This window comes from Thermostichus sp. MS-CIW-37 (genome assembly GCF_054060065.1).
The window spans coordinates 36,740-55,232 of record NZ_JBSSCV010000022.1; the positions used below are offsets into that span (position 1 = coordinate 36,740).

Annotated in this window: 18 protein-coding genes and 1 tRNA gene; 9 read left to right on the forward strand and 10 right to left on the reverse strand. The window is 58.2% G+C overall.

What is annotated here, in order from left to right; translation table 11 throughout:
- Positions 1 to 3: 3 nt before the first annotated feature.
- Positions 4 to 1,227, forward strand: coding sequence for an MlaD family protein (locus ACVWYZ_RS10500; protein WP_457467023.1), 1,224 nt, complete (start codon positions 4 to 6; stop codon positions 1,225 to 1,227).
- Positions 1,228 to 1,415: 188 nt separating this feature from the next.
- Complete coding sequence (glmS, locus tag ACVWYZ_RS10505) at positions 1,416 to 3,263, forward strand: glutamine--fructose-6-phosphate transaminase (isomerizing) (protein WP_457467010.1); 1,848 nt, start codon at positions 1,416 to 1,418, stop codon at positions 3,261 to 3,263.
- Here the strand turns inward: glmS and ACVWYZ_RS10510 are convergent.
- Together ACVWYZ_RS10510 and atpC are read right to left on the reverse strand one after the other, a co-directional pair.
- Complete coding sequence (locus tag ACVWYZ_RS10510; RefSeq protein ID WP_414421864.1) at positions 3,224 to 3,730, reverse strand: heavy metal-responsive transcriptional regulator; 507 nt, start codon at positions 3,728 to 3,730, stop codon at positions 3,224 to 3,226. The genes glmS and ACVWYZ_RS10510 overlap by 40 nt on opposite strands.
- Positions 3,731 to 3,890: 160 nt before the next feature.
- Positions 3,891 to 4,298 carry an ATP synthase F1 subunit epsilon gene (gene atpC / locus ACVWYZ_RS10515; RefSeq protein WP_414355851.1) on the reverse strand — a complete coding sequence of 136 codons (408 nt, stop codon included), beginning with the start codon at positions 4,296 to 4,298 and terminating at the stop codon, positions 3,891 to 3,893.
- Between the two features lie 306 nt (positions 4,299 to 4,604).
- Between atpC and ACVWYZ_RS10520 the strand changes: the two genes are divergently transcribed.
- Positions 4,605 to 5,243, forward strand: a complete 639-nt coding sequence (locus ACVWYZ_RS10520; protein ID WP_414355850.1) for a Crp/Fnr family transcriptional regulator — start codon at positions 4,605 to 4,607, stop codon at positions 5,241 to 5,243.
- 401 nt (positions 5,244 to 5,644) lie between these two features.
- On the opposite strand, the gene ACVWYZ_RS10525 is transcribed toward ACVWYZ_RS10520, so the two are convergent.
- The 4 genes from ACVWYZ_RS10525 to ACVWYZ_RS10540 all read right to left on the reverse strand — a co-directional run bounded on the left by ACVWYZ_RS10525 (position 5,645) and on the right by ACVWYZ_RS10540 (position 9,440).
- Complete coding sequence (locus tag ACVWYZ_RS10525) at positions 5,645 to 6,937, reverse strand: RNA-guided endonuclease InsQ/TnpB family protein (protein WP_457467011.1); 1,293 nt, start codon at positions 6,935 to 6,937, stop codon at positions 5,645 to 5,647.
- A gap of 161 nt (positions 6,938 to 7,098) precedes the next feature.
- The gene (locus tag ACVWYZ_RS10530) at positions 7,099 to 7,764 is read right to left on the reverse strand and encodes a Uma2 family endonuclease (RefSeq protein WP_457467012.1); all 666 of its coding nucleotides are present in this window, start codon (positions 7,762 to 7,764) and stop codon (positions 7,099 to 7,101) included.
- Positions 7,765 to 7,778: 14 nt separating this feature from the next.
- The gene (locus ACVWYZ_RS10535) at positions 7,779 to 8,441 is read right to left on the reverse strand and encodes a Uma2 family endonuclease (protein ID WP_457467013.1); all 663 of its coding nucleotides are present in this window, start codon (positions 8,439 to 8,441) and stop codon (positions 7,779 to 7,781) included.
- Between the two features lie 174 nt (positions 8,442 to 8,615).
- On the reverse strand, positions 8,616 to 9,440 hold the full coding sequence (locus tag ACVWYZ_RS10540; protein WP_414409532.1) for a creatininase family protein: 825 nt from the start codon (positions 9,438 to 9,440) through the stop codon (positions 8,616 to 8,618).
- 174 nt (positions 9,441 to 9,614) lie between these two features.
- Here ACVWYZ_RS10540 and ACVWYZ_RS10545 point away from each other — a divergent pair, with 174 nt between their 5' ends.
- A complete protein-coding gene (locus tag ACVWYZ_RS10545; protein WP_457467014.1) occupies positions 9,615 to 10,031 on the forward strand; it encodes a hypothetical protein in 417 nt (138 codons plus the stop codon).
- Here the strand turns inward: ACVWYZ_RS10545 and ACVWYZ_RS10550 are convergent.
- A complete protein-coding gene (locus ACVWYZ_RS10550; protein WP_457467015.1) occupies positions 10,028 to 11,293 on the reverse strand; it encodes an acetylornithine/succinylornithine family transaminase in 1,266 nt (421 codons plus the stop codon). The genes ACVWYZ_RS10545 and ACVWYZ_RS10550 overlap by 4 nt on opposite strands.
- A gap of 135 nt (positions 11,294 to 11,428) precedes the next feature.
- On the opposite strand from ACVWYZ_RS10550, the gene cysC reads away from it, so the two are divergent.
- Together cysC and ACVWYZ_RS10560 are read left to right on the forward strand one after the other, a co-directional pair.
- Entirely contained in the window at positions 11,429 to 11,956 is a 528-nt protein-coding gene (gene cysC / locus ACVWYZ_RS10555) for an adenylyl-sulfate kinase (RefSeq protein WP_457467016.1), read from the forward strand.
- Positions 11,957 to 12,052: 96 nt separating this feature from the next.
- The gene (locus ACVWYZ_RS10560; RefSeq protein ID WP_457467017.1) at positions 12,053 to 12,988 is read left to right on the forward strand and encodes an alpha/beta fold hydrolase; all 936 of its coding nucleotides are present in this window, start codon (positions 12,053 to 12,055) and stop codon (positions 12,986 to 12,988) included.
- A gap of 9 nt (positions 12,989 to 12,997) precedes the next feature.
- Here the strand turns inward: ACVWYZ_RS10560 and ACVWYZ_RS10565 are convergent, their stop codons facing one another.
- Positions 12,998 to 13,534, reverse strand: coding sequence for an HNH endonuclease (locus tag ACVWYZ_RS10565; protein WP_414409530.1), 537 nt, complete (start codon positions 13,532 to 13,534; stop codon positions 12,998 to 13,000).
- A 223-nt stretch (positions 13,535 to 13,757) separates the two neighbouring features.
- On the opposite strand from ACVWYZ_RS10565, the gene ACVWYZ_RS10570 reads away from it, so the two are divergent.
- The 3 genes from ACVWYZ_RS10570 (at position 13,758) to ACVWYZ_RS10580 (ending at position 16,448) form a co-directional block, all read left to right on the forward strand.
- Entirely contained in the window at positions 13,758 to 15,368 is a 1,611-nt protein-coding gene (locus ACVWYZ_RS10570) for an apolipoprotein N-acyltransferase (protein ID WP_457467018.1), read from the forward strand.
- 82 nt (positions 15,369 to 15,450) lie between these two features.
- A tRNA-Thr gene (locus tag ACVWYZ_RS10575) sits at positions 15,451 to 15,523 on the forward strand.
- Between the two features lie 182 nt (positions 15,524 to 15,705).
- Positions 15,706 to 16,448 (forward strand): IS5 family transposase gene (locus tag ACVWYZ_RS10580; protein WP_457467019.1). Its coding sequence is split into 2 segments (ribosomal slippage): positions 15,706 to 16,024 and positions 16,024 to 16,448, totalling 744 coding nucleotides; the frame shifts between segments, so codons are not numbered across the junction.
- A 55-nt stretch (positions 16,449 to 16,503) separates the two neighbouring features.
- On the opposite strand, the gene ACVWYZ_RS10585 is transcribed toward ACVWYZ_RS10580, so the two are convergent.
- Positions 16,504 to 17,853, reverse strand: coding sequence for a sensor histidine kinase (locus tag ACVWYZ_RS10585; protein WP_457467020.1), 1,350 nt, complete (start codon positions 17,851 to 17,853; stop codon positions 16,504 to 16,506).
- Positions 17,854 to 17,887: 34 nt separating this feature from the next.
- The gene (miaE, locus tag ACVWYZ_RS10590; protein ID WP_457467021.1) at positions 17,888 to 18,418 is read right to left on the reverse strand and encodes a tRNA isopentenyl-2-thiomethyl-A-37 hydroxylase MiaE; all 531 of its coding nucleotides are present in this window, start codon (positions 18,416 to 18,418) and stop codon (positions 17,888 to 17,890) included.
- Positions 18,419 to 18,493: the final 75 nt, after the last annotated feature.

An 18,493-nucleotide genomic window follows, 5' to 3' on the forward strand; every position in this document is an offset into this window, starting at 1 on the left:
GTGATGCGTTCGCGAGCAGTGCGAGAAGGGGCAGTGGGCCTGTTGATCCTGGCGGGGGCGCTGGGCTTTGCCGGCCTGTTTTTGTGGATCTACAACCTGCGCTTTGGCAGTCGCGGCTTTCAATTTACCGTCACCTATACCAACGTGGCCGGGCTGGCCGAGGGATCCAGTGTGCGGCTGCGGGGGGTAACCATAGGTCGGGTGGAGCGGATTGTGCCTCAACCCAGCCAAGTAGAAGTACAGGTGACCATTGATCAGCCCCTAGTCATCCCCCGCAACGCCCTGTTTCTTACCAAACAGACGGGGTTGGTGGGGGAAACGGTGATGGATATCCTGCCCCAGGGGAGGGGTCAGGCGGCAACGGGATCCCCTCTGGCAGCGGATTGCGACAGCAGTCAAATCATCTGCGATGGGGATGTGGTGGAGGGCAAACCTGGAGTGGATTTTGGCCAGTTATTGATCCGGCTGGATCAGTTGCTCACACGGATTAACGACGATGAGCTCTTCGACACCCTTAACGCCACCCTAGAAGGGATCACCCGCGTCGCCAATAGCGTGGCCGATCTCTCAGAAACCGTGGAAGAGCGAGTAGCTGCCCTGCGCACCGAAGATCTGGACTTGTCGCAATTCACGACCGCTGCCACAGCCATCCAAGACGCGGCTGGGGCTGTGAGGGGAACTGCCCGCAGTTTGCAAGCGGCTGCCGATCAATTCACCGCCCTGGTGGATCAAAACCGCACTTCCCTTAACGCCGCCCTGGAGAACATTCAGCAGGTGAGCGCCGATCTACAGGCCATGTCGAGCGCGGTGCGCCCGCTGGTTACCGATCCACAACTCCAGGCCGATGTGCGCCAGATCCTGGCCGAGGTGCGAGCGGCTGCGGAGAACGTGGCCCAAGCTACCGAAGATCTGCAGCAGATTGCCGCCAGCCTCAACGATCCGGGCACTTTAGCTACTCTGCGCCAAACCCTCGATTCCGCCCGCATCACCTTTCAGAATATGCAAAAAATTACCGCCGACATCGACGAGCTGACCGGGGATCCCCAGTTTCGCCGCGGCATTCGAGAGTTGGTGTTGGGGCTGAGCCGACTGGTCTCCAGTGTGCCCGGAGAAGATGGGATCCAGCCCGCGGTGGCCGAAGGGTATCACTTTCGTTTTGCGCCCGTCTCTTTTGCCCAGGGGATTGTCTCTGGATCCCAAGGATGGCAGCCGCAGACTTCCCCATAAGTTGGCTGCCTTTCCCCTCTCTCTAGCGGGAGTCTGGGATCCCTGAGATGACCCGCTGAGGTAACAACGGCGGCCAAAGCCGTTGAAGGGATCCCCAACCTGGGGTAGGCTTTGCGGATAAGGTGCTGTGCCTACGGCACCCCCTATGGCTACGCAACGCTGGCGCGACTGAGGTTGAGGTGTGAGGAATGTGTGGCATTGTCGGCTACGTGGGTTTTCAGTGGGCTGCCCCCATCCTGTTGGAGGGCCTGCGCACCTTGGAGTATCGGGGCTATGATTCTGCCGGCATCGCCACAGTGGATCCCGAAGAAGGATTGAGAGTTGTCCGCGCCACCGGCAAGCTGCACAACCTGCTGGTGAAGCTCACCGCCAACATGCCCACCGCCAAGGTAGGGATCGGACATACCCGCTGGGCCACCCACGGCGGCGTGACCGAAGAAAATGCCCACCCCCAGTGCGACGAGCGCGGGCGCATTGTGGTGATCCAAAACGGCATTGTGGAAAACTACCTGGAGCTGAAGGAGCGCCTCTTGGAGCGGGGGATCCCATTCCGCTCCCAAACCGATACGGAAGTGATCGCCCAACTGCTCGGCCTCTATACAGAAGAGCTGGGCTCCTTTGAGGCGGCCTTTGGCCAGGTCATGGGGCAACTGCGGGGGGGAAACGCCGTGGTGGCTCTGGATCGGGAGGCGCCGGATCGGCTGATCGCAGCCCGTTTGGGCAATGCCGGAGCCGTGGTGGTGGGAGAGGGAGAAGGAGAAAACTTCGTGGCCTCCGATCTGCCTGCCATTGTCCGCCATACCCGCAAGGTGGTGTTCTTAGAAGATGGGGAAATGGCGGTTCTCACGGAGTCTCAAGTGCGCTACCTGCGCATTACCGGCGAGGAGCTGCGCAAATCCAGCATCACCGTGGCCTGGGATCCCGTCTCAGCCGCCAAGGGAGGCTACAAGCACTTCATGCAAAAGGAGATCTTTGAGCAGCCCCGCACCACCACCGATACGCTGCGGGGGCGGGTGGATCTGGAACAGGGCCGGGTGACACTGGAGGGGCTAACGCTTTCTGAAGCACAACTGGCCCACATTGAGCACATCCACGCCGTAGCCTGTGGTACTGCCTGGCACGCCTGCTGGGTGCTCAAGTACTTCATCGAGAGCTTGGCCCGTACCCCCGTGGAGGTGGACTATGCCTCTGAGTTTCGCTACCGCCAGCCGGTGTTGCGCCCCAACCACCTGTTGCTGGCTCTAACCCAGTCGGGAGAAACCGTCGATACGCTGGCAGCCATGAGCGAGGCCCGCAGCCAAGGGATCCCGACTCTGGCGATTGTCAACACCATCGGATCCCAGGCCAGCCGCCTGGCGGATGCTGGAGTCCTCTACATCCATGCCGGGCCGGAGATTGCCGTGGCTTCCACCAAAGTGTTTACCGGCATGTTGGTGGCAGGGTACTTGCTGGCCTTGCAACTGGCCCAGGCCAAAGGGATCCTCAGCCCGGCCCAGATCCAAGCCCACCTGCAAGCCTTGATTGAGCTGCCGGGCAAGATCAGCCTGATGCTGAAGGACGCCGCCCTCTACGACCAACTGGCGGAGCAGTACCATCATGTTGCCAACATGCTCTATCTGGGCCGCTGGGTTAACGCCCCGATTGCCCTGGAAGGAGCTTTGAAGATGAAAGAGGTGAGCTATATCCACGCCGAAGGCTACCCGGCAGGGGAGATGAAGCATGGCCCTATCGCCCTCATCGACGAGCGGGTGCCGGTGGTGTGCATTGCCACCCGGGATCCCGTCTACGAAAAAATGCTCTCCAACATCGAACAGGTGCGGGCGCGGGGGGGACGGGTGATCGCCCTCATCAACCCCGAAGACACCCAGGTGCGGGAGAAAGCCGACCACATCATCGAGGTGCCCAGCACGACACCCCTGTTGTCGGCGGTTCTGAACGTGATCCCCCTGCAGTTGTTCGCCTACGCCATGGCTTTGCGCCGCGGAGCCGATGTGGATCAGCCGCGCAACTTGGCTAAGTCGGTAACAGTGGAGTAACGGCTGTCGCTCTTGCCACCGCCAGCCCCTGGTTTTTGCAAAATCGGGCAGATCACCTCTTTTTCATCAGCAGCCGCAGGGGGGATCTGCCAATCGGAGAGGAGACCTTGAATTTGGCTTTTCAGCGCTTGCAGATCGGCAATTCGCTGTTCAATCTCCTGCAGCTTGCCTTGCAGATGCTGGCGAATTTCTGGACAAGGCTGCTCCCCTCGGTCGTGGACATCCAGGATTTGGCGGATTTCTTCTAAGCTCAGGCCCAGGCTCTGGCAGCGGCGGATAAAGGCCAGACGAACCAAAACCGAAGGGTCGAACAGCCGATAGCTGGACTCCGCCCGTTCCACCGTTGGCTTCAGCAGGCCTATCGATTCGTAGTAGCGCACCGTGCGTACAGGCAAGCCGGCTGCTAGAGCCACCTGGCCGATCTTCAGGCTAGCAGACAAGTCTCGGACAGCAGCAGGATTCGACATGCCTTCAACTGGATCTTTTGTGGATTCCTCCAGCCTAACAAAGCCAATCTCGGAAGATGGAGAATGGCCATCTGGCTGCGCCTCACCTCCCCCTCTTCCCTGCAGCTTGGGCTATATCTGGAGATCCTGCATCGGGACAGAGTCAGCTTCAAGAGATCCCTCAGGTCTTACTGCCCATCTCGGCAGCTTGGATCAAGGCCCTGGCCCGCTGTTGATCCAACTTGGCCTGCAAGCGCTCTTGCTTGTCGCTGCTGGTATTCAAAACTTTGCTGGCTTCATCCAAGAGGGCCTGAGCCGCCGCCTTATCCACTGTTTCGCCCCGCTCGGCTCGGTTAACCAGGACGGTTACCTCGTTGTTTTCGACTTCTGCAAATCCGCCCATGACCGCAATGGCCGACCACTTTCCATCGGCTTTGACCCGCATAACGCCATTGCCGATAGCAGTTAAGAGGGGGGCGTGCCCGGTGAGAATGCCCAATTGGCCCGAAGTGGCAGGGAGGATCACTTCCTCGCTGGGGGCATCCCAAACCGTGCGGTCGGGGGTAATCACACGAACCATCAGCGTCACGACAGATCTCCTGAAAGCTTGAGCACTTTCGCGTCGACGGTGCGGAGCACCCTGGTTTCGATCCTAGCGGATTAGGATCCCTGCAGCTTTGCCTGGTTCCCCTTTTGTCTTTATTCTCTCGGGGCAGCCACACTTAACCTGGACATAACCTTGCCTTTACTTCAGACTGGGAGGCAAGCGCTAAGGTGTTGTCGGGAACACTTATCTCATGCCCCAACCTCAGCATTGACGGCCAGCCCATTGCTGTTGGTTTGCAAGGGGGAGCCCAACGACTGGTGCGCCCAGTTTTCCTAGCGGAGCCAGCCTATGCCTGAAGCGATGCCTAGCCATTTTGCTGCCGGCCTGTCCACACGGGAGCGCCAACTGCTGGAAGACCTCTACCGCAGCCGCAGTTTATCCCCCTACACTCCCGGCCAGGTTATCCCTTTGTTTCCTGATGAATGGGTGATCGTCTGTCGGGGGGTGGTGCAGTTGACCACCCTCTATCCCAACGGTGGTGAGGCGCTGTTGGGGTTTGCCGGCCCTTCCATGCCCCTGGGATCCCCGCTGACGATGTTGGATCCCTACCAAGCCACGGCTTTGACGGCAGTTGATGTGCTGCGGCTGCCGGCAGCAGAAGTGGAAGCCTCAGAGATCCTGAGTCAAGGGCTGCTCAAGCAGGTGGTGCGTCGGCTGCGCCAAACCGAAGCATTGCTCGCCTTGGCCGGACGGCGGCGGGTGGAGGATCGGCTGCGCCAGTTGCTCTCCCTTTTGGCTGGGGAGCTGGGATCCCCAGTTGCGACAGGGGTTCGCATTCAGGTGCGCCTTACCCACCAGGACTTGGCCAATGCCATCGGCACCACCCGGGTCACCATTACCCGTCTCCTGAACCGTTTTCGCCAGCAGGGCTGGATTGCGGTGGACAAAAACCGTCACCTTGTTATCAAACTCGCCCCCGCTCCGTGAAGCTAGTAGAAAGCCAGTAGAAGCTGAATAAGATCTGCTTCTAGGGCATGGCTAAAAGCTGGCAGTTTTTTGTTCGGAGTTGTAGTCGTTGCAGGTTAGAGTGAGATGCCTGGGCTATCGATCGCGCCAGCGGGACGCAGTCCTTGAAAAGCCTTCTGGCCCCGTGCATTATTGCTCCACAACGCTATTGCTCCGCAACGCTGACGCGACGACGTGACCAATGTTTTAGGTGTGGGTGCAGTATCTCAGTTTGAATCGAAATGGCCATAAACTGTTAGAGAATGGCTGCGTTAGCCTCGCACGTATAGAGTGAAGCGACAGGGATCCCCTTTGAAGTCAGGGTTGATCTCGGGCCTAATGCTTCGACTTATCCTGGAATCTTCATCAGTGGCAGCTATGAACTACCCCACCGCATAGGCGGATGGGGTTTCTGATGCCCCATTCGCTTGACGGCAGGATTTTAGTCTCTTCCTCTGCCCCAGGTGCTTCATAGCCCCGCAGGACTTTGAAGTAGAGCTGAAGCATCCAAGACTCACGAGGCTGGTTCCCAACCCCGGTTGCCGATTAGTGGCAACGGTGTACATCACCATCACCGAGCCCCGATCCCTGGGGATTTCAAACCCACAACCAGAGCAGACATGATAGCGGTTGCTCAAGTCTGCCCACTCCTTGTGGACTGCCCCACATTGGGGACAGCGCTGCGAGGGCTTGAGGGCTTGCGTAGGAAGCATGAGAACTAAACCACCTTTCTGCTCGATTTTGTAGGTAATCATCTGGTTCAATGTACCAAACCCCACCGACAGAATCGACTTGTTTAGCCCTGCCTTGCGCTTCCCACCCTTGCGGTCATCCCTTTGACATGCAGCTTCTCCGTTACGCCGTTCGCCTATGGCGGCGCGGAGCGCTTCGCCATAACGACAAGCTATCTCTGACGTAACTTTGTGTTGCCAGTCTTTGCGCTGACGGGCAACTTTGGCTTTGAGTTGCGCTTCCCACCGGTGGATTTTCTTCCACCTTCTGGAAGCCTTTATGCCCTTTTTAGGGGCACGCTTTCTGCGCTTCAGTCTGGCGACTCTGCGAATCTTCTCCTCACTTCTCTGGGTAAAGCGGGGATTAGTAATCTCCCGAAACTCCGCCCCGTCAAACAACGTCAGGGCGGTCTCCGTCCCCAAGTCATAGGCAACTATAGATTCGTACTGCAAATCCGACTGTGAACCAAACTTAGGTTCAGGTATCGCCACCTCGACCGTGAACGAGGCAAACCACTGCCGCCGGGACGGCTTGTAAACAAGGGTCAGCGTAGTGGGCACGCCCCAATGCTTGGCTTGACCACGCATTTTCAGGGTCATGCCCAAGTCATTGAGTGTGACCGTGCCGTGCTTTCCCGTGCTGTTGACCTTCCACCCCGACCGGGCAGGATACGTCCAGCCTGAATACCGGCGAATGGACTTGAATCTTGGCTTCCTACTCAGTCCTTGAAAGAACCGTTGGTAAGCATCATCCACCCGCTTGACGGTAGCTTGCAAAGTTTGGGAGTTCAGTTGGGCAAACTCCACCCACACCTGCTTGAATTCGGGGAGTAGGTTCTGCTGTTCCAGGTAGGTCACCGTCCGGCGGTGGAGCTTGTACTCGGTTTCCCGATGGCTGACACAGGCGTTGTAGAGGTAGCAGTGCAGGCGACGAGCCTCGAACAAAGCTTTTTCCTGAGCTTTGCTGGGATACAGTCGATAAGGTCTGCCTTCTGGTTGCCATATGCGTTATCCTACCCCCACCTGTCCTAGTTCTGAGTGCTCCACAAATCCAGTGGCGCTATCCATCCCCACCCTACAGAGGGTGGGGAATTCCGCGCGTTTTGTTAAACATGGTCCTGTAGCTGTTGGATGAACCAGCTAGCAGCAGCAGTATTGGTTTGGGTGGCAAGTCGTTCCAGGGCTTGTTCAAGAAGAGCTATTTCTAAGCCTGTCAGCACCTGTGACTGGGAGATTGCCCTATAACGCCCCCCCTCAGCTAGCCCAAAGGCAAAGACGCGGCGCCCTTTGACATCTATCACCCAATACTCGGGAATACCCAAGCTGGCGTAAAGTTGCTTTTGCTCATCCAGATCAATGCTGAGGGTAGTATCGGCAATTTCGCCCACCAAGTCAGGCGCCCGTTGGTAGCGCAGATCAATCCGCCGCGGTTCACCGGGCTGGTACTTGGGGATGTTATCGCCTTTGTAGAGCACCAGATCGGGGGCACAAGCATGGGTCTCGGGGCGTTCGATCAGACAGCGACCATAAGACTGCAAGGGGACATCGGGGTGGAGAAAGGCCCATGCGAAAAAAATTGCCGTCATGAAATCGCTGACGGAGGCATGCTCTGGCCCTTCTTTGCCCATGTTGACCCACAACCAGCCCTGATAAAAGGAAAGTTTCTGCCAATCCACAGCGGGATGGTCGCGGATAGCCACGTAGTCCTGCCAGGTGGCGCTGTGGCGCTCGAGGATAGGGGGGGTTGAGGTTTTTAGGGAGATGACAGTCATATCAATCTTGGTTCTTAAGCCCGGCTTTGCAACTGTTGGAGGAGCCAGTTGGCAGCAGCGGTGTTGGTCTCCTCGGCCAGCCGCTCCAGGGCTTGCTCGAGAAGGTCTATCTTCAGACCTGAGAGCACCTGTGACTGGGCAATGGCCCGATACTGGCCCCCCTCAGCTAGCCCAAAGGCAAAGACGCGGCGCCCTTTGACATCTATCACCCAATACTCGGGAATACCCAAGCTGGCGTAAAGTTGCTTTTGCTCATCCAGATCAATGCTGAGGGTAGTATCGGCAATTTCGCCCACCAAGTCAGGCGCCCGTTGGTAGCGCAGATCAATCCGCCGCGGTTCACCGGGCTGGTACTTGGGGATGTTATCGCCTTTGTAGAGCACCAGATCGGGGGCGCAGGCATAGGTCTCGGGGCGTTCGATCAGACAGCGACCACAAGACTGCAAGGGGACATCGGGGTGGAGAAAGGCCCAAAAACCAAAGACGATGGTGATGAAATCGCTGACGGAGGCATGCTCTGGCCCTTCTTTGCCCATGTTGACCCACAACCAGCCCTGATAAAAGGAAAGTTTCTGCCAATCCACAGCGGGATGGTCGCGGATGGCCACGTAGTCTTGCCAGGTGGCGCTGTGGCGCTCAAGGATGGGTTGGGTGGCCGGTTTTAAGGAAAGGGTCATTGGTCGCACTGGCGAAGCGTAGCTCTATCACCCCTTAGCAAAAATGAGATGGGGGAGTTCATCTCTTCTCTTCAATCCTAATGGTTTCAATGGCCAGCCAGTTTTGGCGAAAGCCTTTCACAAAGCAGGCCGTAGGTCTATAGGGCAATGAACCACAGACCTTTGCCTGAATCCCTAGACCGGCAGCGGGGCTTTGCGCCAAGCCTTGGGCTGCTGGAACCTGTGCAGATCTCGGATCAGCCGCACCCAGCCATCGGACATGGACTCCACCAAAACTTTGCCTTTCTCCGGCGTGGCGGCAGTGGCATCGCCCAAAACTCCGCTCTGGGTGAGGTCGCGAGTTGCCCAAGCGAAAGGGATCCGCCCTTCCATGCTGAGCAAGCTGTTTTCCGGCAGATCGTGGGGATATTCGCAGACCAATCGGTCGGTTCGCACCGTATCCGGCAAAAGGTGCATCAGCATACTGGTCTCCCCATCGCCGGCGTGAATACCCAATTCCCGCTCTTTCTCGGTAAACAGCTCTCGCCCTTCGTGGGGAACCCGCCAGACGGACACCGGGAACAGCATGAAATCTTCATACTTCTGGTGAAGATCGCGGGCGACAATCTCCAGCACCTGTGGCTGGCCGCCGTGGGAGTTGAGGAATACCAGCTTGCGAAACCCAGCTCGGTAGATGCTCTCTGCCACTTCCGTCAGCACCGCCATCAGGGTTTGGGCCGAGAGGGTAATGGTGCCGGGGAAATGCCAGTGCTCGTTGGCTTTGCCGTAGCATTGGGTGGGCAAAACATAGGCCGGGATCTCAGGCTCCAGCTTCTCCATGGCGCGCCCGATGACCGCCGTGCCGATGCAGGCATCCACCACCAGGGGCAGGTGGGGCCCGTGTTGCTCAATCGAGGCAACCGGCTGGATGATCACCACGTTCTCTTTATCGGGCATGGCCTGGATCTCTGTCCAGGTCAGGTAGGGGAAAAAGCGGTGGGGCGGGACAAAAGTGTGCATCATGGCGGGATCCGTCCAAGTCTGATCAGAAAGCTACCTAGCACCATGCCACAAGATCGGGTTCACGAAATGTCCGCAAAGACGGGATCCCCGGCCAACCCGCCTGCCAAAGAAAAGTAAGGAGGCCATCGATTAGGATCAGTACAGTCCATATCGTCTTCAGTTAACGATTGCATGACCCTGTTGCCTCGTTTGCCCGCCCGATGTGGCTCTGTGGAGAATATCCCTTTCAGAAACCGCCCTTTGCCTGCCCCGGTGGAGGTGGGCAGCACTCCACCCTCACCCCGTCCCATCCTCGCCCTGCCAGGGCCGCAAGCCACCCTCTATGTGGAGCTGATTCAGGCTTCTCTCCACAATCTTGCGGCGGGATCCCCAGCATTGCTCTGGGTGCGACCTCTCTTGCTCAGGCAGGGATCCCAAGTCTTGAACCTGCGGGCCACCTCGGATTTGCTCTGGCCTGCTGACGGCTTTGTCCCGGCCTATGCGGAGGAGGTGTTGCCCCTTTTGGAGCAGGCAAGGGATCCCGCTCCCCACGAGCCCTCTGCCCGACAGCAGTTGCAGGCCTTTCTGCGACAAGTTTGGCGAGGCTAGGCTTCCCCGGAATGGCCAAGGGAGGCGGCCAACCTCTGCAAAGCCGATTCCAACATCACCAGAGCCTCGTCGATTTCCGCCGGGGTGACGATCAAGGGGGGCACCAAGCGCACCACCTGGGATCCTGCCGGCACCAACAACAGCCCGCAGTCCATCGCCGCCTTGACCGCTTCAGCCGCCGGGATGCGCACCACCAAACCCTGAATCAGGCCCCAGCCCCGCACTTGCTCAACGAGCTGTGGAAACTGCTCCGCCAGGCGGGACAGCCCCTGACGCAGATACATCCCCGTCTGCTGGGCATTCCAAACCAAACTCTCTGACATCAGCGTGCGGCAAACCGCCAGACCCACCGCACAAGCCAAGGGGTTGCCCCCAAAGGTGCTGGCGTGATCCCCCGGCTGAAACACGGCGCAAAAGTCTTTCGCCAACAAGGCCCCGATGGGGATCCCACCGGCCAGGCCCTTGGCCAAGGTGAACACATCCGGCTCCACCCCCAGGTTACAGTGGCCCCACAGCATGCCGGTACGGCCCATGCCCACCTGCACCTCATCCAACATCAGCAGAACGCCCCGCTCGCTGCAGATCCGGCGCAACCATTGAAAATAGGCGGGATCCCCCGGGACAACCCCCCCTTCCCCCTGCAACGGCTCCAACAGCACGGCACACACCCGCTCGCCCCAGCGATCCAACACTGCTGCTGTGCCCTCGATGTCATTGTAGGGAACGTAATCAAAGCCGGGCACCAGAGGGGCAAAGTCTTTCTGGTATTTCGGCTGGCCGGTGGCGGTAACGGTGGCCAGGGTGCGGCCATGGAAGCTGGCATGGGCGGTGAGGATCACCGGATCTGAGATCCCGCGCACCGCGTGGGCATACTTGCGGGCCAGCTTGATGGCTCCTTCATTGGCTTCCGCCCCTGAGTTGCAGAAAAACACCTTGTCGGCACAGGAGTGCTGGGTCAGCCATTGGGCCAGTTGCGCCTGCGGCTGGTTGTAGTAAAGGTTGGAAACATGATGCAACTGTTGCGCCTGCTCGGTGAGCGCCTGAATCCACACCGGGTGGGCATGCCCCAGAGTACAGGTAGCAATGCCGGCCACAAAATCCAGGTACTCCCGCCCCTGCTCATCCCAAACTCGACACCCCTGCCCGCGCACCAGGGTTAAAGGATAGCGCCCGTAGGTGGACATCACATGCTCGGCAAACAGCTCGGCAGTTGTCGGGGATCCCGAAGTGGCACTGGCAAGAGGCGAAGTCAGGGGGGACATGGCCGGTGAAGGATTGTTGTCGTGTCGGCGGCACAGAGCACTTTGGGGCTGTGCAAGCCGTGTTTCGAGTGTATCACCCTGCTTTTGGAGATGATATCCTGGCAGGGCCCAAGATTCAGGGATCCCTACGAACCGATGTCGCGGCGGGGGGTAACGGTCTGGTTTACAGGGTTGAGCGGGGCGGGCAAAACCACCCTAAGCTGCGGCGTGGCCCAGCAGTTGCGCGCTTGGGGGCTGCCGGTGGAGGTGCTCGACGGAGATGTGGTGCGGCAACATCTCACCAAAGGGCTCGGCTTCAGCAAAGCGGATCGGGATGAGAACATTCGCCGCATCGGCTTTGTGGCGGAGATGCTGACTCGGCACGGGGTGATTGTGCTGGTGTCGGCTATTTCCCCTTATCGGGCGGTGCGGCAGGAGGTACGGCGATATATTGGCAGCTTCATCGAGGTCTTTGTGGATGCCCCTTTGGAGGTGTGCGAACGTCGGGATGTGAAGGGCCTCTATCGAAAGGCGCGGGCAGGCTTAATCCAGCACTTTACCGGTATTGACGATCCCTACGAGCCGCCGGAACAGCCGGAGGTGGTGTGCAAAACTGCCGAGCAAAGCATCTCCGAATGTATTGACCTGGTGATACAAAGCCTAAAAAGCAGAGGTTATGTCTAACAGGCCCACTGCTCTTACGTTGCCCGTAGAGGGTGGGCTTCCCCCCGGAGTAGCTGCAAAGAACCTAGAATTAAGAAAGGCTTACAAGCAACTCTTATGGCTTCGACATCGGTATCGGCCACTCCCATTTCGGCGCGGTGGATCTGGCGAGGGCAGTCAGTTCATTACGTCAAACAGGGTGAGCAGGGGCAGCCTCTGCTTCTGGTACACGGCTTTGGGGCCTCTACCGACCACTGGCGCAAGAACATTCCCGAATTGGCTCAACATTATCAGGTGTATGCCATTGATTTGCTGGGTTTCGGTCGCTCTGCCAAGCCCAACTGGGACTACCGCACCGAAATCTGGCGGGATCAACTGCGGGACTTTTGCCAACAGGTGATCCGTCGCCCCGTAGTAGGGATCGGCAACTCCCTAGGCGGCTACGTGGTGCTCAGTTTTGCGGCGGAGTGGCCGGAGTGGGTGCGGGGCGTGGTGCTCTTGAATGGGGCAGGTGGGTTTTCCACGCTCAAAGGATCCCCGACCGGATGGCGGCAATGGATAGGCGGGCTGGTGGGCTGGAGCCTGCGCCAGCGCCTGGTGTCTTACCTGCTGTTTCAGTATTTGCGGCAGCCGCACGTGATTCGAGCCAAGCTGAAGCAGGTTTACTACGACCCAGCAGCCGTGACCGATCAACTGGTCGAGGACATTCATCGCCCCACCCAGGATCCGGGTGCTGCCGATGTGTTTGTGGCCTTGATGCGAGGCGGCCAGAAGGGACGCTATGTAGATGAGCTGCTGCGCAGCCTGGTGCGCCCGCTGTTGTTGATCTGGGGAGAGCGGGATCCCTGGATGCGGGCGCGGGAACGCTCTAAGCTCTACCGGGCCCACTACCCTCAAGCGATGGAATACTTCCTGGAGGCTGGCCACTGCCCCCACGATGAGCGTCCAGAACAGGTCAATGCCCTGATCCACCAGTGGATCGAGACAGGAATCCCGGCCACCACTTCTCCCCCCATTTCCAAAGCTGCCCCTGCATCAGAACTCCATCCTTAGGCGGCCAGTCTAGCTTGGGTTGTCCAACGATTCCCCCTGGGGATCCCCTTCTAGGCCGATGGTGTACTTAGACCATTCTCGGTGGGAACCACTGCCGACGGCTTTGGAGATTTCAAAGTAGAGGGTGCTGTGGGGACGGCGGGGTTGGCGCAACAGGGGCATACCGGCTTCGCGGGGGGTGCGGTTCCCTTTTTTCACGTTGCAGCGCACACAGGCACTGACCACATTTTCCCAAGTATCTCCGCCGCCACGGGAGCGAGGGATCACGTGATCCAGGGTGAGATCTTCGCCGAAGCAGCCGCAGTACTGACAACGGTGCCCATCCCGGTAGAGGACGTTGCGGCGCGTGAGCGGGATCTCCTTATGGGGAACGTGGACATAGTGGCGCAGGCGAATGACGGTGGGCAAAGGAATGTTGCCGTACACCACTCGGCCATTGTGCTCAATTTGCTCGGCCTTGCCCTTGAGCAAAAGAACGACCGCCCTGCGCCAACTGGTGATGTTGAGCGGCTCGTAGGAGGCATTCAAAACCAAAACTTTGCCCATAGTGCTACGCACCGCTGACGGGATCCCTAACCCAAGCCGGGAGGCACCAGCCCCCTGAAGTTATGCAAAATGTTAACACAGCTTCAGATTCGGGCAGTAGGAGCCCTGTGCTCCAGGAGATAGTTGCGGCTGCTGCAAGGGCGCTACTCTGGAGAGGATCCGTCGGCAGGGGCGTGTTCAATCCCCGTGGGGTTTCCCGAAGAGGCTGAATTTTATTGAGGTGATGAAGCTGGAACTGAAATCTTCAACTCAACGGCAGGATCTGCCCCAAAAGAGAAACCCAGGCGAGGGATCCCGCTGGCTAATGGGTCTAGCCATCCTGCTGCTCTGTCTGGGGTCCCCCAACCGCTGGTGGCACTGGTTTCCGGGGGCGCTGCTGGGCCTAGCCCCGCTGTTTGACCTGTGCGAACAACGGCAAGGGTGGGCGCGGTGGCGTTTGGCCTATGGCCTCTGGTTTTGGGTGTGCCTGTATGCCTTCTGGGTGGATCCCTTCTCGGTTAAGGTGTTGAGCGCCTGGGAGATCCTGGGGGGCGTGGTGGTGGCTCCCCTGATCCCCCTCTTTTTCACCACCGCTACGCTCCTCAGTTTGCAACTGAGCCGCCCCCTGCCGGCTTGGGCACGTCCGCTGGGCTTGGCCACGGTCTGGACAGGCTTGGATGGGCTGTTGGGCTTGCTCTGGTGGCCCATCCCTTTCCACTGGGGATCCTTGCTGTTCGACTGGCCTCTCGGGATCCAGGTGGCCGATGTCACCGGGATCTGGGGGGTTACCTTTTTTGCCGTGTTCGTCAATGGGGTTCTTTGGCAGATGGCCAGGCAGATTTCCAGCCGGTGGCAGACGGCTAGGGGATCCCTGAGAAACGCTTTGGGTGAGATGCTCAAGAACAGAGATTTCTGGAGTACGCTTGCCTGGGGCCTGGGGCTGACAGGGCTGGTCTTGGCTTATGGAAGCGTGCGCCTGGCTTACTTCGATGCCTTGGCCGTTGAAAACAGGGATCCCGGCTTTCGGGTGGGGGCAGTGCAGCAGGTGGCTTGGCTGGAAGCCGATCGCAGTTGGGACTACCGCATGGAGCGCTACCGGGAGCTGCATCAGCTTTCTGCCCAGGGGGTGGCTGCCGGGGCGCAGTTGGTGATTTGGCCGGAGGGGGCGCTGCGGGCACGGCTGCTGAATACCGGCCTAGAGCCTTACGTGATCGAGCCGATGCAAGCGATTCTGCCACCGGAAGGCGCTTTGATTACGGGGGCAACAGAGCCGGATCCCCGCACAGCCCATTTGCCGGAGCCAGAGCAGCGATTTTTTAATACGGCCCTGTTGTTTGACGCCCAGGGCAACTTGCTGGATGGGTTTGGCAAGCAGTGGATCTTTCCCTATTTCGAGTCGGGGCGCTATGTGCCCTCGCCGGATGGCTACCGACCTTTGGCCGGAGGGGAGCTTTTCGGGCCTTTGGGGGTGATGATCTGCTTGGAGAGCGTCTTGCCTGCGCCCAGCCGAACTTTAACCCGTCGCGGCGCCGAGTCTTTGATCGTAATTTCGGATGATAGCTGGTTTGGCAATAGCCACTGGCCGATGCTGCATGGCAAACTCTCGGTTTTTCGGGCTGTGGAAAATCGGCGTAGCGTGGTGTTTGTCAACAACACCGGCGGCAATTTGGTGGTGGATCCCTCAGGTCGGCTCCAGCAGGTCGGCCCCATCTTTCAGCGGGGGGTGATCACGGGAGAGGTGAGGCGGCGCTCTGAGACAACTTTCTACAATCGCGCAGGGGATTGGCTGGCGTGGCTAACGTTGGGGCTGTCTTTGGGGCTATGGCGTTGGGGATCCCGAGTGAGGCAAGGATGAGTTAGGATCAGTAAACCTGCCCAGGATCAAGATTGGGATTGCTTGCTCCGGAGCGGCGGGTTCCCCTATCGAATCAACCGTTGCTGATGTAGCTCAGTTGGTAGAGCAGCTCACTCGTAATGAGCAGGTCGTCGGTTCGAGTCCGATCATCAGCTTTCTGGAATTGAACACCTTGGAGTCCCTCACACTCCTGCTCTAATTCATTGCTCGCCCACTATTGTTGATTTTGTTTTCACTGATTAACTCTTGATTGCTATAGCAGCAGTTATAGCCGTTTTAGCCTAGGTCGTGTTGATCTTATGTTAGGATAGAGAGAATAATTTATAGAGGAAAGAGGATGAAGTTGGTTTTTTCAGATGAAAACAAATGGCAGAAGATATTGGCTTTTTTACAGACAGAAGAGAGAGTTAACATTGGGAAAGAAGCAAACTGCAAACAGTTTATTGAAGCAGTTCTTTGGATAGCACGTTCCGGTGCTCCTTGGCGCTACCTCCCAGAAGGATATGGCAAATGGTACACCATCTATCAAAGATTCCACCGGTGGAGTCGTTTTGGAGTGTGGGAACGGATGTTCAAGTATTTTATTGACGACCCTGATTTAGAGCATCTCATTATTGATTCAACCATGGTTCGAGCGCACTCCTATGCTGTCGGAAAAAAGGGGAGCAAGCTTTGGGGAGAAGCCGAGGCGGATACAGCACCAAGATTCATGTGAGTGTAGATGGGTTGGGAAATCCGCTGGAATTGAGAATAACTGGCGGAGAAAAGAGCGATATTACTCAAGGGGAAGAATTGATAGAGGGCTGGCAGAGAAAGGATACCAAAGTAATTGGGGATAAAGGATATGATGCGGATAAGTTGATTGAGAAGATAGGGGAAGCTCAAGCGGTTATTCCGCCTAAAAGGAATAGAAAGACGCAGCGGCATTATGACAAGCATCTGTATCAAGAGAGGCATTTAATCGAATGCTTTTTTCATAAGTTAAAGCAGTACCGGCATCTATGTTCTCGTTTTGACAAATTGGCCAGGAACTTCTTGAGTTTTCTCTATCTCGTCAGTGCTCTCTTTTGGCTCAAATGAAAGATCAACACAACCTAGCATATTGACCGAGGGCTGTCTGTTTTCCAGAGCACTTTCAGACCCTCTCTGGGGTACAGATTTCCAACTGTCGCTGCGGCAAAATGACCTCAAAGCTGGATCCCTGGCCCAGCTCGCTCTCCACCTGCACTTGACCTTGATGCTGCTGGGCAATGCTTCTGACAATTGCCAGCCCCAAACCTGACCCTGAGAGGCGACCGGGATCCCCGCTGCGAGCCGGATCTACCCGATAAAAGCGATCGAACACATGGGGCAGAGCCTGGGGGGGGATCCCTGGCCCGGTATCTTGTACCCGCACCACCAGCTCTGGGGATCCGGAGCGCAGCCGTTGTTCCAGCCTCACCTGCACCTCTCCTTGCGGGGGAGTGTGGAGAAGGGCGTTTTCAATCAGGTTGGTGAACAGGCGGGCCAATTGATCTTCATCTCCCCAAAAACCGAAGGGATCCACTTGGGCGGGAGAAGGTTCCGTCCCGCTCTCAGGGGCAGCAATCTCCAGCTTCAAGCGGATCTGTTTTTGGTTGGCCAGGCCCTGCAGCTCTTCCACCACCTGCAGCAGCAGAGCATCCAGCGCACAGCAACGGGGTTGGAAAGGCACCATACCGCTGTCGTGGCGGGCCAGAAACAGCAGGTCATCCACCAGGCGACCCAGCCGCAAACACAGCCGCTCCACCATCTGCCAGCGCTGACGGGTGTCGGCATCCAATTGGGAATCTGCCAAAGCCACCTGTACCGCGGTTTGGATGCTGGCCAAGGGGCTGCGCAGCTCGTGGGAGGCATCGGCGGTAAATTGCTTGAGCTGCTGATAAGACTGCCGGATGGGCTGCATGGCCAGGCCGGAGAGCATCCAGCCAATGGCCCCCACACCCGTCAAACCGGCCACCACCCAGAGGGAAAGATCCCGGATCAACTGTCGCGTTGGCTTGCTCACCTCAAACCAGGGATGGCTGACCCGCAGATAGCCCAGCAGCTTCCCACCGGCCACAATCGGCTCGGTGAACTGGCGCAGCCAATACCCAGGGGCGATACGGGCAGTGTGCAGGGATCCCTCGGTCAATAGGGGGGCAGGGATCCCGCCGGGTACCGTGGACCAGATGAGCGTTCCCTGAGGGCCGAACCACTCCAAGTCGATGTGATCGTCCTCTAGGGTGCTGGGATCATCCCGAAAGCTGGCCTCTAAGCTGCGGCGGGCCTGCTGCGGATCCAAGAGGCTCTCATCCACCACCAAAGACCGCTCGACAATCTCCACCACATGGCCAAGGGTATCGTCCACCCGCTCGATCAGGGTTGACTGCACGTACCAATAGAAGCTGCCGGCAAACAACAGCAGCAACACCGCTGTGACCGCTGTATACCAAAAGGCCAACCACTGCCGCGTCGCTTGGAACATGGGAGCTGCACCGCGGGGGGAGAACGGAGTGGGGCTAGCTGTGAACACGGGGGTCGGGGTGAAGGGTGGATAAGATCTCGGCTTCCACCTGGAGTAGAGTATCGAGACGCTCCTGCACCTGATCGGCAGGGAACTGATCCAAGGCCAAATCCAAATAAAGCTGCCAATGGCGCTCCTCCGCAGCCGCCAGCCACAGGTAAAACTGCCGCAACTCCAGGTCAGGCGCGTGGATCCCGAGCAGGCCCAAGCGCTCGTGGCTGCGGGCCTCAATGATGGCTGCCACCAGCAGGGTATCCAACAGATGCTCCGGCTCGGAGCGGCGCAGGTGTTGGTTCAGACGACCGGCATAGGGCGCAGCCGACAAGGGCTTGATGGGGATCCCCAACCGTTGCAGGTGGCGATGCACCCGCTCAAAATGCTGCAGCTCCTCCCGCGCCAGCGGCGAGAGGGTTTCCACCAAACGCCCATTAGCCGGGTAGCGAAACAGCAAGCTGAGGGCGTTGCCCGCTGCTTTTTTCTCACAATTGGCGTGGTCTAGCAAGACCAGGTTGTGTTGATCTTTCATTTGAGCCAAAAGAGAGCACTGACGAGATAGAGAAAACTCAAGAAGTTCCTGGCCAATTTGTCAAAACGAGAACAT